Origin of the sequence: Achromobacter kerstersii (assembly GCF_902859595.1) — a bacterium.
Lineage (GTDB): Bacteria > Pseudomonadota > Gammaproteobacteria > Burkholderiales > Burkholderiaceae_B > Achromobacter > Achromobacter kerstersii.
Genome location: NZ_CADIJQ010000002.1, coordinates 203537 through 218503, shown reverse-complemented (window position 1 = coordinate 218503; position 14967 = coordinate 203537). Strand labels below are relative to the sequence as shown.

The 14967-nt window shown below is 62.1% G+C and carries 14 protein-coding genes; 5 read left to right on the top strand and 9 right to left on the bottom strand.

Going from position 1 to position 14967, the window contains the following annotated elements; genetic code table 11:
- Positions 1-144 precede the first annotated feature (144 nt).
- Both HV765_RS09890 and HV765_RS09885 read left to right on the top strand, forming a co-directional pair.
- A complete protein-coding gene (locus HV765_RS09890) occupies positions 145-2442 on the top strand; it encodes an NADP-dependent malic enzyme (RefSeq protein WP_054423891.1) in 2298 nt (765 codons plus the stop codon).
- Between the two features lie 222 nt (positions 2443-2664).
- Positions 2665-3117, top strand: a complete 453-nt coding sequence (locus HV765_RS09885; protein ID WP_054423893.1) for a DUF2214 family protein — start codon at positions 2665-2667, stop codon at positions 3115-3117.
- Here the strand turns inward: HV765_RS09885 and HV765_RS09880 are convergent.
- From HV765_RS09880 to HV765_RS09840, 9 genes are all read right to left on the bottom strand, one after another.
- Positions 3107-4003 carry a LysR family transcriptional regulator gene (locus HV765_RS09880; RefSeq protein ID WP_175169758.1) on the bottom strand — a complete coding sequence of 299 codons (897 nt, stop codon included), beginning with the start codon at positions 4001-4003 and terminating at the stop codon, positions 3107-3109. The genes HV765_RS09885 and HV765_RS09880 overlap by 11 nt on opposite strands.
- Positions 4004-4149: 146 nt before the next feature.
- On the bottom strand, positions 4150-5271 hold the full coding sequence (locus tag HV765_RS09875) for a hypothetical protein (RefSeq protein ID WP_254600523.1): 1122 nt from the start codon (positions 5269-5271) through the stop codon (positions 4150-4152).
- Positions 5272-5371: 100 nt separating this feature from the next.
- A complete protein-coding gene (locus HV765_RS09870) occupies positions 5372-6682 on the bottom strand; it encodes a citrate synthase (RefSeq protein WP_025141293.1) in 1311 nt (436 codons plus the stop codon).
- 20 nt (positions 6683-6702) lie between these two features.
- Positions 6703-6963: a succinate dehydrogenase assembly factor 2 gene (locus HV765_RS09865; RefSeq protein WP_006218128.1), complete on the bottom strand. Its 261-nt coding sequence runs from the start codon at positions 6961-6963 to the stop codon at positions 6703-6705.
- 41 nt (positions 6964-7004) lie between these two features.
- The gene (locus HV765_RS09860; RefSeq protein WP_006218127.1) at positions 7005-7721 is read right to left on the bottom strand and encodes a succinate dehydrogenase iron-sulfur subunit; all 717 of its coding nucleotides are present in this window, start codon (positions 7719-7721) and stop codon (positions 7005-7007) included.
- An 18-nt stretch (positions 7722-7739) separates the two neighbouring features.
- Positions 7740-9518, bottom strand: coding sequence for a succinate dehydrogenase flavoprotein subunit (sdhA, locus tag HV765_RS09855; protein WP_054423897.1), 1779 nt, complete (start codon positions 9516-9518; stop codon positions 7740-7742).
- 3 nt (positions 9519-9521) lie between these two features.
- Positions 9522-9905: a succinate dehydrogenase, hydrophobic membrane anchor protein gene (sdhD, locus tag HV765_RS09850; RefSeq protein WP_175169633.1), complete on the bottom strand. Its 384-nt coding sequence runs from the start codon at positions 9903-9905 to the stop codon at positions 9522-9524.
- Positions 9906-10322: a succinate dehydrogenase, cytochrome b556 subunit gene (gene sdhC / locus HV765_RS09845; protein WP_006223904.1), complete on the bottom strand. Its 417-nt coding sequence runs from the start codon at positions 10320-10322 to the stop codon at positions 9906-9908.
- Between the two features lie 121 nt (positions 10323-10443).
- On the bottom strand, positions 10444-11223 hold the full coding sequence (locus tag HV765_RS09840) for a GntR family transcriptional regulator (protein ID WP_054423901.1): 780 nt from the start codon (positions 11221-11223) through the stop codon (positions 10444-10446).
- A gap of 372 nt (positions 11224-11595) precedes the next feature.
- Between HV765_RS09840 and HV765_RS09835 the strand changes: the two genes are divergently transcribed.
- The 3 genes from HV765_RS09835 (at position 11596) to prpC (ending at position 14951) form a co-directional block, all read left to right on the top strand.
- Positions 11596-12585: a malate dehydrogenase gene (locus HV765_RS09835; RefSeq protein ID WP_054423904.1), complete on the top strand. Its 990-nt coding sequence runs from the start codon at positions 11596-11598 to the stop codon at positions 12583-12585.
- A 185-nt stretch (positions 12586-12770) separates the two neighbouring features.
- A complete protein-coding gene (prpB, locus tag HV765_RS09830) occupies positions 12771-13661 on the top strand; it encodes a methylisocitrate lyase (RefSeq protein WP_054423906.1) in 891 nt (296 codons plus the stop codon).
- Positions 13662-13757: 96 nt separating this feature from the next.
- Complete coding sequence (prpC, locus tag HV765_RS09825) at positions 13758-14951, top strand: bifunctional 2-methylcitrate synthase/citrate synthase (RefSeq protein WP_054423908.1); 1194 nt, start codon at positions 13758-13760, stop codon at positions 14949-14951.
- Positions 14952-14967 lie beyond the last annotated feature (16 nt).

Below are 14967 nucleotides of genomic sequence, written 5' to 3'. Positions count from 1 at the left end.
CTGCACTGCAACAACCAATCGTGCGCGCTTTCTGGTGAAATACGGGCGTTCCCTAAGCATTTCGCAAAGAAACCGGCGGGCCGCGAGCCCGCCGTTTGTCATCCCGTTTTCTTTTTCAGTTAGTGCCTCAGAGGCCCCGATCCCATGGACGACACTCTTACCAAAATGGCGTTGGATTACCACGCCTATCCCACCCCCGGCAAAATCTCGGTCGTGCCGACCAAGACCTTGGCCAACCAGGACGACTTGTCCCTGGCCTACTCGCCCGGCGTGGCTGCAGCTTGCATGGCCATCTTCGACCAAGGTGAAGACGCCGCCTCGAAGTACACCTCGCGCGGCAACCTGGTGGGCGTGATCACCAACGGCACCGCCGTCCTCGGCCTGGGCAACATCGGCCCGCTGGCCGCCAAGCCGGTCATGGAAGGCAAGGGCTGCCTGTTCAAGAAGTTTGCCGGCATCGACGTGTTCGACATCGAACTGGCCGAGAACGATCCGGACAAGCTGGTCGACATCATCGCAGCGCTGGAACCCACGCTGGGCGGCGTCAACCTGGAAGACATCAAGGCGCCCGAGTGCTTCTACATCGAGAAGAAGCTGCGCGAGCGCATGAAGATTCCCGTCTTCCATGACGATCAGCACGGCACCGCCATCATCTCGTCGGCCGCCATCCTGAACGGCCTGAAGGTCGTGAACAAGGACATCGGTTCGGTCAAGCTGGCTTGCTCCGGCGCCGGCGCCGCCGCCATCGCTTGCCTGGACCTGCTGGTCCACCTGGGCGTCAAGCGCGAGAACATCTTCGTGGTGGATTCCCGCGGCGTCATCTGGGAAGGCCGCGATGAAAACATGGAACCCAACAAGAAGCGCTATGCGCAGAAGACCGACGCGCGCACGCTGGCCGATGTGGTCAACGGCGCCGACGTGTTCCTGGGCTGCTCGACTGCCGGCGTCATGACGGGCGACATGGTCAAGACCATGGCCGACCGTCCGCTGATCCTGGCCCTGGCCAACCCGGAACCGGAAATCCGCCCCGAAGTGGCCAAGGCCGCCCGCCCGGATTGCATCATCGCCACCGGCCGTTCGGACTACCCGAACCAGGTCAACAACGTGCTGTGCTTCCCCTTCATCTTCCGCGGCGCCATGGATGCCGGCGCTTCGCGCATCACGGAAGAAATGAAGCTGGCTTGCGTGAAGGCCATTGCCGATCTGGCGCAAGCCGAGCAGAACGATGAAGTGGCCCGCGCCTACGCCGGCCAGGAACTGTCGTTCGGCCCCGACTACATCATCCCGAAGCCCTTCGACCCGCGCCTGATTTTCCAGATCGCGCCGGCCGTGGCCCAAGCTGCCGCCGACTCCGGCGTGGCCGCCCGCCCCATCGAAGACATCGAAGCCTACCGCCAAAAGCTGATGGGCTTTGTGTACCACTCCGGCCAGCTGATGCGTCCGCTGTTCGCCCAAGCCAAGAAGGCGCCCAAGCGCGTCATCTACGCTGACGGCGAAGACGAACGCGTCCTGCGCGCCGTGCAAACGGTGGCCGACGAAAAGCTGGCCCGCCCGATCCTGATCGGCCGTCCGTCGGTCATCGAAATGCGCATCAACAAGGCCGGCCTGCGCCTGGTGGCCGGTGAGCACTTCGAAATCGTTGACCCGGAAGACGACGAGCGCTTCAACGAAACCTGGAACGCGTACTACCAGCTGAAGGGCCGTGAAGGCGTGACGCCGGCCATCGCCAAGGCGATGATCCGCAAGCACAACACGCTGATCGGCGCGATGCTGCTGCGCCGTGGCGATGCCGACGCGCTGCTGTGCGGCGTGGCCAGCAAGTACGACAACCAGCTCAAGTACATCGACGAAATCATCGGCAAGAAGGAAGGCCAGACGTACGCCGCCCTGAACGTGCTGATGCTGCCTGACCAGACGCTGTTCGTCACCGACACCCACGTCAACGAAAACCCGACGTCGGAAGAAGTGGCCAACATCACGATCCAGGCTGCCGACGAAATGCTGCGCTTTGGCGTGGTACCGAAGATTGCTCTGCTGTCGCACTCGAACTTTGGCAGCCGCGTGACGGAGTCGTCGAAGAAGATGGCCGCCGCCAGCAAGCTCGTGCAAGAGCGCGCGCCTGACCTGGAAGTGGACGGCGAAATGCACGCCGACGCCGCCCTGTCGGAAAAGATCCGCGTTCTGGCCTACCCGGACAGCACGCTGAAGGGCCGCGCCAACCTGCTGGTCATGCCGAACCTGGACACCGGCAACATCACGTACAACATGCTGAAGATGACGGGCAGCAATGGTGTCGCGATGGGCCCGATCCTGCTGGGCGCGGCACGCCCGGTGCACATCCTGACGACCAGCGCCACCGTGCGCCGCATCGTCAACATGACGGCGCTGGCCGTTGTGGATGCGCAGCAGGAAGCCGCTGACGCCGCCAAGAAGCGCCGTTGATCACCAACGCGCTTTAGCCGCACGGGCGCCCCACGGGGCGCCCGTTCTCATTGGGCGGCATCGCACAGCCACATCCCGCAGCTGCATCCCACAGCCACATCCCGCAGCTGCGACCCACAGCTGCATCCCACCCGCCATCGTGTCGCGATAGTTCACGCGCGAAGATAGTCTGCGGCCCCAGGCGGATGGTAAAACCGAGCTTGTCACTTTTCTGGAGACGACATGCTGGCCGATGCCCTCTATGCCTGGTTCCACTACCTGGCTATCTTCGTCATGGTGGTGGTGCTGACCGCCGAAGCCGTGCTGCTGCGCCCCGACCTTACCGCCAATGGCGTGAAGCGGCTGATCATCTATGACCGCCTCTATGGCGTCAGCGCCATCCTGGTGCTGGTCACCGGCCTGCTGCGCCTGACCTTGGGTGCGAAAGGCGCGGCGTTCTACATGAGCTCACCGTGGTTCCACGCCAAGATCACGCTGTTCGTCATCATTGCGCTCTGTTCGATCCCGCCCACGCTGAAGATCCTGCGCTGGGCGAAACAATCCCGTCAGCAGGCGGGCTTCGTGCCGGCCGCGCCAGAGATCAAAAGCGTACGGCGCTGGGTGATGATTGAGTCGCACCTGTTCATCTTCCTGCCGCTGTTCGCCGTGCTGATGGCGCGCCACATCAGCGTGTAGCCGCTGACGCCGGCCAGCCTTTGGCCAGGCAGGCGATCAGGTAATCGACAAATGCCCGGGCCCGGGCTGGCAGCAAGCGGGTTTCCGTGACGACGTGCACGGGAAACGGGCCCAGGCTCCATTCAGGCAGCACGCGCCGCAAACCGCCGGATGACTCCAGCTCGGTCTGGTCGCCGCCTAGCGCGGCGATGCCCGCGCCCAGCATCGCCAGCCGGCGCGCCATGCCCGCTTCGTTCACCGAAAACCGGCTGCCGGGCATGACGCTGACCTGCTCGTTGCCACGAACAAGCTGCCAACGCGTCGACGCCCCGTTGTCTTGCGCCCGAAATCCGATGCATTCATGCGCCGTCAATTCCGACGGATGCGTGGGCGCGCCGTGAGTCAACAGATAGTCTTCCGATGCGTAAAGATGCACGCGCAGCGCACCCAGCGTTCTGGCGATGCGCGAAGAGTCGGGCAACTCGCCAATCTTGATCGTCAAATCGCAGGGCTCGGCCACGCGATCTACATGTTCCAGGCTGGCCAGATTCACATGAAACGCCACCTCCGGGTGACGGCGCGAGAACCCCAGGAAAATTTCCGCCATCACATCGGTCGCGAAGGTGGCTGGCATGTTGATGCGCAACAGGCCCGAGGGCGTGGCGGTCAGCGCCTGCAATTCCTCGTGCGCAACCTGCGCCTCTTCCACGATGCGCAGGCAGCGTTCCAGATAAATCTCGCCCGCGCCGGTCAGTTCAACCTTGCGGGTGCTGCGGGTCAGCAGGCTCAAGCCCACCGAGCGCTCCAGTTCCGCCACCCGGCGCGATAGTGTCGATTTCGGCAGCCCCAGCACGACGGCGGCGCGGCTGAAGCTGCGCGCCTTGGCTACCTCTGCAAACAGCTCCATGCTGTGCAGGCTTCTCACGGCAGTCTCATCCGGCGTGTCTCCGTTACGGTTTAGCCGGCGTGTCACCCCCGGCGGCAAGCCGCATTGTCGGACCAGACTTTTAAGAATTTCTTAATGGGTGCTGCAAACGTGGACACCTCATGCCGCTACGGGCAGCGTGCGCGCGCAGGGGGCTTTGGCTCCTCGTCGCCGACGACGAAGGTCGCGAACTTAAAGACGCCGACTTCATCGTTCGTCACAATGCCGGCGAGCGTTCCGTCGAACGCTTGCATGACTGACATGCCTTCTGGCACGTCGGCATGGCCCTCGCGCCTGGCCACCCGCCCTTCCCCCGGGCTGAACACCAGTACGCCGGGAAAAGGCTCGCGCTGCCCGTCGATCACGCGCCTGATGGTCTTGACCTGCGTGCCCTCGGCATAGTCAAAGCCCCCTCGCTGCACGCGGCAGGCAAGCTCCGCGTCGCTGACTCGCAGCAAGCGCCGGTCAATATCCAGATATATCCGGGGCTCGCTCAACATCAGGCCGAACACCTTCACCGCCACGGGATCTTTTACTTCGATGCGCCAGCGGTCAGGGTCGCTCGAGCCGTCCACATAAACCGTGCCGGTCGAGCCATACAACACCGAACCCGCATGGATCGCAATTCCCTCGACCTCGTTGCCGCTACCCAGCGTGCATTGGTTCAGGGCCTTCATGGCGCCGTCGGATTCGGTGTCAAATTCGATGTCCTGCGTGCTGTCGCAACGCCACCCCTGCACCAGTTGGTCGCCCTGGCCTTTCAGGACGATATTTCGCGGATACCGGCGAATCAGCTCGTACGTGTCTTTTTCGTATTCGGTGTCCAGATATCGGCGCGCAAACAGGGTATGCACGCCGAAGATGGGCGTGGGCGCAGGAAATTCGGCCTCGACGTACGTTTCCAGCTGCCCTTCGTCTTGCAACTTCAGCCGGGTGCCGGCGGGCATTGCCACGCCGCCCACGGTAGCCGCTTGTTCCAGCGTCACGTTGCGCGCGGCCTCGGCCCGCTCACTCTCGCGCTCAATTTGCCAGACGATGGTGTGTACCCAGGCGAAGAAGGCAAAGGGCACCGCCAACACCACGAACAGCACGGCCGACTTCTTCCAGTGCTTACGGACGGTTCTGCGATGGCTGGCACTGACGGCCAGCACCACGCCCCAAATGGCCAGCACGACCCCGGCAAGCAGGCCCAGGGAAAGCAACAGGTAAAAATTGGCTGATGGAAGCGAGACAGGAATCATGGCCAGCATGATATCCGCTTCTTCCCGCCGGAGAAGCACCCAAGCGGCAGGCAACAAAAAACCGCCCGAAGGCGGTTTTTTGTCAGTGTCCTGCCGAAGGGTAAGCGGATTAACGCTTGTCCATCGGGGGCACGTCGCGGGTCACGGAACCCGTGAACAGCTGGCGCGGGCGGCCGATCTTGTAATCGGGGTCCGACAGCATTTCGTTCCACTGGGCAATCCAGCCCACCGTGCGGGCCAGCGCGAAGATGGCCGTGAACAGCGAGGTCGGGATGCCGATGGCGCGCTGGACGATACCCGAGTAGAAGTCCACGTTCGGGTACAGCTTGCGCTGCACGAAGTACGGGTCCGACAGGGCGATGCGTTCCAGTTCCATGGCCAGCTTGAACAGCGGGTCGTTTTCCAGGCCCAGGGCCGAGAGCACTTCCTTGCACGTTTCTTGCATCAGCTTGGCGCGCGGGTCGTAGTTCTTGTAGACGCGGTGGCCAAAGCCCATCAGGCGCACGCCCGAGTTCTTGTCCTTGACCTTCTCCATGAACTCGCCAACCTTGGCGATGCCGCCGTTGGCTTGCAGCTCTTCCAGCATTTGCAGGCAAGCTTCGTTGGCGCCGCCGTGAGCCGGGCCCCACAGGCAAGCCACGCCAGCCGAGATGGCGGCAAACGGGTTGGTGCCCGACGAACCGCACAGGCGCACGGTGGAGGTCGACGCGTTTTGCTCGTGATCAGCGTGCAGGATGAAGATGCGGTCCAGCGCGCGCTCGACGACTTCATTGACCTTGTAGTCTTCGCACGGCGTGGCGAACATCATGCGCAGGAAGTTGCCCGTGTAGGACAGGTCGTTCTGCGGGTAGATGAACGGTTGGCCTTGCGAGTACTTGTACGCCATCGCAACCAGCGTCGGCATCTTGGCGATCAGGCGGATGGCCGAGATGTGGCGATGCTGCGGGTTCGTGATGTCGGTGGAGTCGTGGTAGAACGCGGACAGCGCGCCAACCAGACCCGTCAGCACAGCCATCGGGTGAGCGTCACGGCGGAAGCCGCGCAGGAAGAAGTGCAGCTGCTCGTTGACCATCGTGTGATGGGTCACTTGCGAATCAAAGTCAGCCTTCTGTTCCTGGTTCGGCAGTTCGCCGTTCAGGATCAGGTAGCAGATGTCCATGAAGTCGCAATTGACGGCCAATTGCTCGATGGGGAAACCGCGGTACAGCAGTTCGCCCTTGTCGCCGTCGATGTACGTGATGCCCGATTCGCAAGCGGCCGTGGACATGAAGCCCGGGTCAAACGTAAACATGCCCGTCTGGCCATACAGCTTGCGGATGTCGATCACATCCGGACCGACCGTGCCCTTGTAGACAGGGAACTCAATGGGTGCGCTGCCATCCGAGAAGGATAGAGTGGCTTTTTTGTCAGACAGGTTCATGTTATTTCCTCTCACATTAATCAGAGTGCGCGCATCTGGCCAATAATGCCCCGAAGCCTGGGGGTGTCCAGGTCGCCTTCGAGTTCCTTACGGGCCAGCAGCAGGTCGAGAAGATCGTTGTCTCCCATCTCGAACAGCTGGGTCAATGCGGCCACATCATCATCGGTAAGTTCAGCCTCGTAAGCGTCAAGATACCGAGTGATGATCAAGTCGTTTTCGAGCAGGCCGCGGCGCGCCCGCCAACGCAGACGCGCCCGCTCCAGTTCAGTTAGCCTGCTCATCGTTACACCATAAATACAAAAGTCTTCACGCTAGATAGACACTAGACCGTACGGCGAACCATCAGTTCCTTGATCTTGCCGATGGCCTTCGTCGGGTTCAGGCCCTTCGGACAGACGTCGACGCAGTTCATGATGGTGTGGCAACGGAACAGGCGGTACGGATCTTCCAGGTTGTCCAGACGCTCGCCGGTGGCTTCGTCGCGGCTGTCGGCGATGAAGCGGTAGGCTTGCAGCAGGCCGGCCGGGCCGACGAACTTGTCCGGGTTCCACCAGAACGACGGGCAGGAAGTGGAACAGCACGCGCACAGAATGCACTCGTACAGGCCATCCAGCTCTTCGCGCGCCTCGGGCGACTGCAGGCGCTCTTTTTCGGGCGGCGGCGCGTCGTTGATGAGGTACGGACGGATCGAGTGGTACTGGTTGAAGAAGTGCGTCATGTCCACGATCAGGTCGCGGATGACGGGCAGGCCCGGCAGCGGACGCAGAACGATGGGTTCCTTCAATTCGCGCAGGTTCGTCGTGCAGGCCAGACCGTTCTTGCCGTTTATGTTCATGGCGTCCGAACCGCACACGCCTTCACGGCACGAGCGGCGCAGGGCCAGGCTGTCATCGACGTCGTTCTTGATGCGCACCAGCGCATCAAGCAGCATCTTGTCGGTGGGCTGGAGTTCAACGTCCAGCTTCTGCATGTACGGGCGCTCGTCCTTGTCCGGATCGTAGCGGTAGATTTCGAACTTGACGATTCTCTTGGTGCTCATAATGGGCTCTATCCGGACTTAGAAGGTACGCGCCTTGGGCGGGAAGGACTCAACGGTGAGCGGCTTCATCTGCACAGGCTTGTAATCCAGGCGGCTGCCTTCGGAGTACCACAGCGTGTGCTTCAGCCAGTTCTCGTCGTCGCGCGTCGGGTGGTCGTCCAGCGCGTGAGCGCCACGGCTTTCCGTACGGGCAGCGGCCGACTTGATCGTGGCGCGGGCCACTTCGGTCATGTTGGCCAGTTCCAGCGCTTCGACGCGCGCGGTGTTGAACACCTTGGACTTGTCCTTGAAGTAGATATTGTCGGCTTGCTTGGCCAGATCTTCGATCTGCGTCACGCCTTCGTTCAGCAGTTCCAGCGTGCGGAACACGCCGCAGTGGCGCTGCATCGAGAAGCGGATGGCGTTGCCGATGTCTTGCGTCTTTTCGCCCGAGGTGCGCGATTCCAGCTTGTTCACGCGGTCCAGCGAGAATTCCACGGCTTCCTTCGGCAGGTCCTGGTGCGCACGCTGGCGCTCCGGGTGCGAATTCACGATGTGGTTGCCGGTGGCGCGGCCGAAGACGATCAGGTCCAGCAGCGAGTTCGTGCCCAGGCGGTTGGCGCCGTGCACCGACACCGCGGCGCATTCGCCGATGGCGTACAGGCCGTTGACGACCTTGTTCTCGCCGTTTTCGCGCGACAGCACCTGGCCGTGGTAGTTGGCCGGAATACCGCCCATCTGGTAGTGAATGGTCGGGACGACGGGGATCGGTTCCTTGATCGGGTCGACGTTACCGAACTTGATGGCGATTTCGCGGATCGAGGGCAGACGCTTGTTGATGACGTCGGCGCCCAGGTGATCCAGCTTCAGGACGACGTAGCTGCCGTCCGGACCGCAACCGCGGCCTTCCTTGATTTCCTGGTCCATCGAACGCGACACGAAGTCACGCGGAGCCAAGTCCTTCAGCGTGGGCGCATAGCGCTCCATGAAGCGTTCGCCATCCTTGTTCAACAGGATGCCGCCTTCGCCACGCACGCCTTCGGTGATCAGCACGCCCGCGCCAGCAACGCCGGTCGGGTGGAATTGCCAGAATTCCATGTCTTGCAGCGGGATGCCTGCGCGCGCAGCCATGCCCAGGCCGTCACCGGTGTTGATGAAGGCGTTGGTGGAAGCGGCCCAGATACGGCCAGCGCCGCCGGTGGCCAGCACCGTGGTCTTGGCTTCCAGGATGTAGATTTCGCCCGTTTCCATTTCCAGAGCGGTGACGCCGACGACGTCGCCCGCCTCGTTGCGCAGCAGGTCCAGCGCCATCCATTCGACGAAGAACTGGGTGCGCGCGGCAACGTTGCGCTGGTAGAGCGTGTGCAACAGCGCGTGGCCGGTGCGGTCGGCGGCGGCACAGGCGCGCTGCACCGGCTTTTCACCGAAGTTGGCGGTGTGACCGCCGAACGGACGCTGGTAGATCGTGCCGTCGGGGTTGCGGTCAAACGGCATGCCGAAGTGCTCGAGCTCGTACACGGCGTTCGGCGCTTCACGGCACATGAATTCGATGGCGTCCTGGTCGCCCAGCCAATCCGACCCCTTGACGGTGTCGTACATGTGCCAGTACCAGTTGTCTTCGCTCATGTTGCCCAGCGAGGCGCTCACGCCGCCTTGTGCGGCAACGGTGTGCGAACGCGTGGGGAACACTTTGGACAGCACTGCAACGGACAGGCCCGCTTGGGACAGTTGCAGCGAACAACGCATGCCGGCTCCACCGGCGCCAACGACCACCACATCAAACTGGCGGCGCGGCAAGGATTTCATGACAGAGACCACGGCTTAAATGCTCCAGAGGATTTGCGCGAAGTAAACGACCGTACCGACCAGCCAGAGGATCGTCAGCACTTGCAGCAGCAGGCGCAGGCCCACCGGCTTGACGTAGTCCATCCAGATGTCGCGCACGCCAATCCAGGCATGCCAGGCCAACGCAATGAATGCAAGGGAGGCCAGGATCTGGCCAACCGGAATGAAGCCCACGTAGAAATTGAACAGCTTGACCCAGTGTTCATACGTGAAGGCAGGCATCGTCAAGATGCCGACGAGCAGCACCAGCGTATACACGACCATGATGACGGCGGTGATGCGCTGGATGATGAAATCCATGACCCCATAGTGGGCGCCAACGACCAGGCGCTTGGGTCCGTAGTTTTTAGCGGCGGCCATTTACAGCACTCCGAACAGTTTGAGACCGAACACCAGCGTCAGCGCCAGGCTGACACCGAAAACCACGCCGGCGCTTTTCTTGGCCGACAGCTTGTCGATACCGATGTGCAAGTCCAGCAGCAGGTAGCGGATGCCAGCACAGAAGTGATGCAGGTAGCCCCAGATCAGGACCAGGAAGACAAGCTTGACGATCGGGTTTGCCGCGATGGAGGCGATCCAGGCGAACGATTGCGGTGCGGCCACGCTAGCTGCGAACAGCGGCACGATGACCAAGGGCAAACAGAGGAACAGCAAAATGCCGCTGATGCGGTGCAGGATGGACAGCTTGCCGGCCAGGGGCAGGCGATAGGAGAACGCAACTTGGGCAAGCCCAATATTGCGAAACTGCGGACGTGGCTTGGCAGCGGTGTCGGACATGACGGCCTCGGTGTTTCGGAACTAGGGAATCGTGACGGCGAAAGTGCCGTGGCCCTTTCGGGCAAACACAGTATTTTCGCCCAGAGATTGGGTTGGTATCAAATCGTAGTTAAAAAGCTCATCAATTCAGACTATTGCGGTAGTGGTATCGATCGGTCAAGTACAAACCCCGGCGAATTTCCATGGGGCGGTCACCATAGGTGTAAGACACCCGATCCACCTGCAACAACGGCGTGCCGGCCGGAACATTAAGCAGGGGACAGACTTCGGCCGGCGCAATCACTGCGCGCAGCTTCTCGTCCGCGCGCACCATGCTGACGCCGAACTCGGATTCGAACAGACCATAGAGCGGCGCCTTGTTGGCGGTCAGCAGCTCCAGGGTCAGTCCACGGAAAATGGAACCGGGCAGCCAGATGTCGTCCACGACGGTGGGCGTCTGCCCCATGGACAGCAGGCGGCGGATCATGACAACGGTTTCGCCCGCACGCAGATCAAGAGCGCGCGCGATTTCAGCGGGCGCACGCAGGCGGCGGCATTCCAGAATACGACTTTCCGCTCGGCCGGGCTCGCCTTCTTCATCGGCGGCCAGGCGCAGGAAACGGTAACGCACGCGGGCTTCGTGGTGGGTGGCGACAAACGTGCCCTTGCCCTGGCGGCGCAGCAGCATGTGCTCGGCGGCCAACTCATCAACCGCCTTGCGCACCGTGCCCTGGCTCACCTGAAAACGGGCGGCCAGATCGATTTCGCTGGGGATGAGTTCACCGGGCTTCCATTCACCGCGCTCAAGGCTTTGAACGAGCAGATCCTTGATCTGGCGATAGAGCGGACTGAAAGCGGCCCCCTCGCCCGTTGAACGGGCGGCGCGTGTGCGTAAGGAGGTTTCGGGCCGAGGCTCTGCCATGGATCTTCTTGAAAGTGTCATGTTCATCCGGATGATGGGAGGGCAGCGCAAAAAACGATGCGAAACACAATGCAAACGTACGATGCCGATGCACGGTGTAAACCCACATCCAAAATGCGCTGGAAAGAGCACAGCGGGCCGTGCTGCAACGCATTCGAATAAACGCTCTATTGTGGCATATCGGGCGGGACGCTGTCCAACGTCTTATGTCTTATATAAGATAGAAGAGCGTTTGACGCCCCCTGGAAATCGTTCTAGGATTCACGGCTGTCAGGGCCCCGCGCTGGCTTGTTCGTGCGCGCTGTTTTTGATGCCCCAACGATTACACTGATTGGTGAGATTTTTCTCGCCAAACCATTACGGAGAACGTCCATGTCCAAGCCTGCCTTGCGTGTCGCCGTCACCGGCGCCGCCGGCCAAATCGGTTACGCACTGCTATTCCGCATCGCCTCTGGCGAAATGCTGGGTAAAGATCAACCCGTCATCCTGCAACTGCTGGAAATCCCCGACGAGAAAGCGCAAAAGGCCCTGAAGGGCGTCATCATGGAATTGGATGACTGCGCCTTCCCGCTGCTGCAGGAAGTGACCGCCCACAGCGACCCCCGCACCGCCTTCAAGGATGCCGACGTGGCCCTGCTGGTTGGCGCCCGTCCGCGCGGCCCCGGCATGGAGCGCAAGGACCTGCTGTCCGTCAACGCCCAGATCTTCACGGCGCAGGGCAAGGCCCTGAACGACGTGGCCAGCCGCAACGTCAAGGTCCTGGTCGTCGGCAACCCCGCCAACACCAACGCCTACATCGCCATGAAGTCGGCGCCGGACCTGCCGGCAAAGAACTTCACCGCCATGCTGCGCCTGGACCACAACCGCGCCCTGTCGCAGTTGTCGGCCAAGTCGGGCAAGCCGGTTGCCGCTATCGAAAAGCTGGTCGTGTGGGGCAACCACTCGCCCACGATGTACCCGGACTTCCGCTTCGCCACCGTCGGCGGCGAGTCGCTCACCAAGCTCATCAATGACGACGCCTGGAACCGCGACACGTTCATCCCGACCGTGGGCAAGCGTGGCGCCGCCATCATCGAAGCCCGTGGCCTGTCCTCGGCCGCTTCGGCCGCCAACGCCGCCATCGACCACGTCCGTGACTGGGTCCTGGGCAGCAACGGCAAGTGGGTCACGATGGGTATCCCGTCGGATGGTTCCTACGGCATCCCCGAAGGCATCATCTACGGCGTGCCGGTCACGACCGAAAACGGCGAATACAAGCGTGTTGAAGGCCTGGAAATCGACGCCTTCTCGCGTGAGCGCCTGGACTTCACGCTGAAAGAGCTCCTGGAAGAGCGCGACGGCGTCAAGGACCTGCTGAAGTAAGCAGCGCTTGAATCAGAATTGGGCCCGCTCACGCGGGCCCAATTCCTAAGCAAGACCGAAACATCCATCCGAAACATACATCTGTCTCACTGCCCCGCCGCCGGCGATTGTCGCGTAGGGGACAGATTTATATTCCGGACCCGCGATAAGGTCGTGGGCTAGTCATAAAAGAAACGGAGACTTCCATGTCCAGACCCGAATCGCCCGGCGCCCTCTTCCGTCGCGCCCTCGCCGAAGAAAGCCCGCTGCAAATCATTGGCGCCATCAACGCCAACCACGCACTGCTGGCCAAGCGCGCCGGCTATCGCGCCATCTACCTGTCTGGCGGCGGTGTGGCGGCGGGGTCCCTGGGCCTGCCCGATCTGGGCATCAACACCATGGACGACGTGCTGACCGACGTGCGCCGCATCACCGACGTGTGCGACGTGCCGCTGGTGGTGGACATCGACACCGGCTTTGGCCCGTCGGCGTTCAACATCGGCCGCACGGTCAAAAGCCTGATCAAGTTCGGCGCGGCCGCCTGCCACATCGAAGACCAGGTCGGCGCCAAGCGCTGCGGCCATCGCCCGGGCAAGGAAATCGTCACCACCGAAGAAATGGCCGACCGCGTCAAGGCAGCGGCCGACGCGCGCACCGACTCCGATTTCTACCTGATCGCCCGCACCGACGCCATTGCGTCCCACGGCGTGGACGCCGCCATCGAACGCGCGCTGGCCTGCGTGGAAGCCGGCGCTGACGCGATCTTCGCCGAAGCCGCCTACGACCTGCCCACCTATGACCGCTTCGTCAAAGCCGTCAAAGTGCCCGTACTGGCCAACATCACCGAATTCGGCAAGACGCCGCTGTTCACCGTTGAAGAACTCAAGAGCGTGGGCGTGGGCATGGTGCTCTACCCGCTGTCGGCCTTCCGCGCCATGAACAAGGCCGCCGAAGCCGTCTACACCGCCATCCGCCGCGACGGCCACCAGAAAAATGTGGTGGACCTGATGCAAACGCGCGAAGAGCTGTACGACCGCATCGGCTATCACGAATTCGAATCCAAACTGGATGCGCTCTTCCAGAAGGGCAAAGCGTAATCCCGCCACGCCTTTGGTATCCGGCGCCGCGCCACCCGCGCGACGCCACGAGTATCCCCATTGCATCGACCACAGCGAAAGGAAAGGAGTAGAGACATGAGCACGGCTGCCAAAAAGCAAGAAGCCAAGCCGGACGCGAAGCCGGAAGAGAAAGCCGGTTTCAAACCCAAGAAATCCGTCGCCCTGTCGGGCGTGGTCGCAGGCAACACCGCGCTGTGCACGGTGGGCCGCAGCGGCAACGACCTGCACTACCGCGGCTACGACATTCTGGACATCGCCCACACCAGCGAGTTCGAGGAAATTGCTCACCTGCTGGTCCACGGCAAGCTGCCCAACAAGGCCGAACTGGCCGCGTACAAGCAGAAGCTGAAGAGCCTGCGCGGCCTGCCCGCCCAGCTGCAAGTGGCGCTGGAAGCGCTGCCCGCCTCCAGCCACCCGATGGACGTGATGCGCACCGCCGTGTCCGTGCTGGGCTGCGTGCTGCCTGAGAAAGACGACCACAACACCCCGGGCGCGCGCGACATCGCCGACCGCCTGATGGCCAACCTGGGTTCGGCGCTGCTGTACTGGTATCACTACAGCCACAACGGCCACATGATCGACGTGCAAACCGACGACGACAGCATCGGCGGCCACTTCCTGCACTTGCTGCACGGCGAAAAGCCCAGCGACGAATGGGTCAAGGCGATGCACATCTCCTTGAACCTGTACGCCGAGCACGAATTCAATGCGTCGACCTTCACCGCGCGCGTCATCGCGGGCACGGGTTCGGACATGTTCTCGTCGATTGCCGGCGCCATTGGCGCGCTGCGCGGCCCCAAGCACGGCGGCGCCAACGAAGTGGCGTTTGATGTACAAAAGCGCTATGAAACGCCGGACGAGGCCGAAGCCGACATCCGCCGCCGCGTCGAAGCCAAGGAAGTCATCATCGGCTTTGGCCACCCGGTCTATACCGTGTCCGACCCGCGCAACAAGGTCATCAAGGAAGTGGCGAAGAAGCTGTCCAAGAAGGCCGGCAGCACCAAGATGTTCGACATCGCCGAACGCCTGGAAACCGTCATGTGGGACATCAAGAAGATGTTCCCGAACCTGGACTGGTTCTCGGCCGTCAGCTATCACATGATGGGCGTGCCCACCGCCATGTTCACCCCGCTGTTCGTCATCGCGCGCACGGCAGGCTGGTCGGCCCACATCATTGAACAGCGCATCGACAACAAGATCATCCGCCCCACCGCCAACTACGTCGGCCCGGAAGATCAGAAGTTCGTGCCGCTGGACAAGCGCAAGTAAGGCGAGCCCACCACAA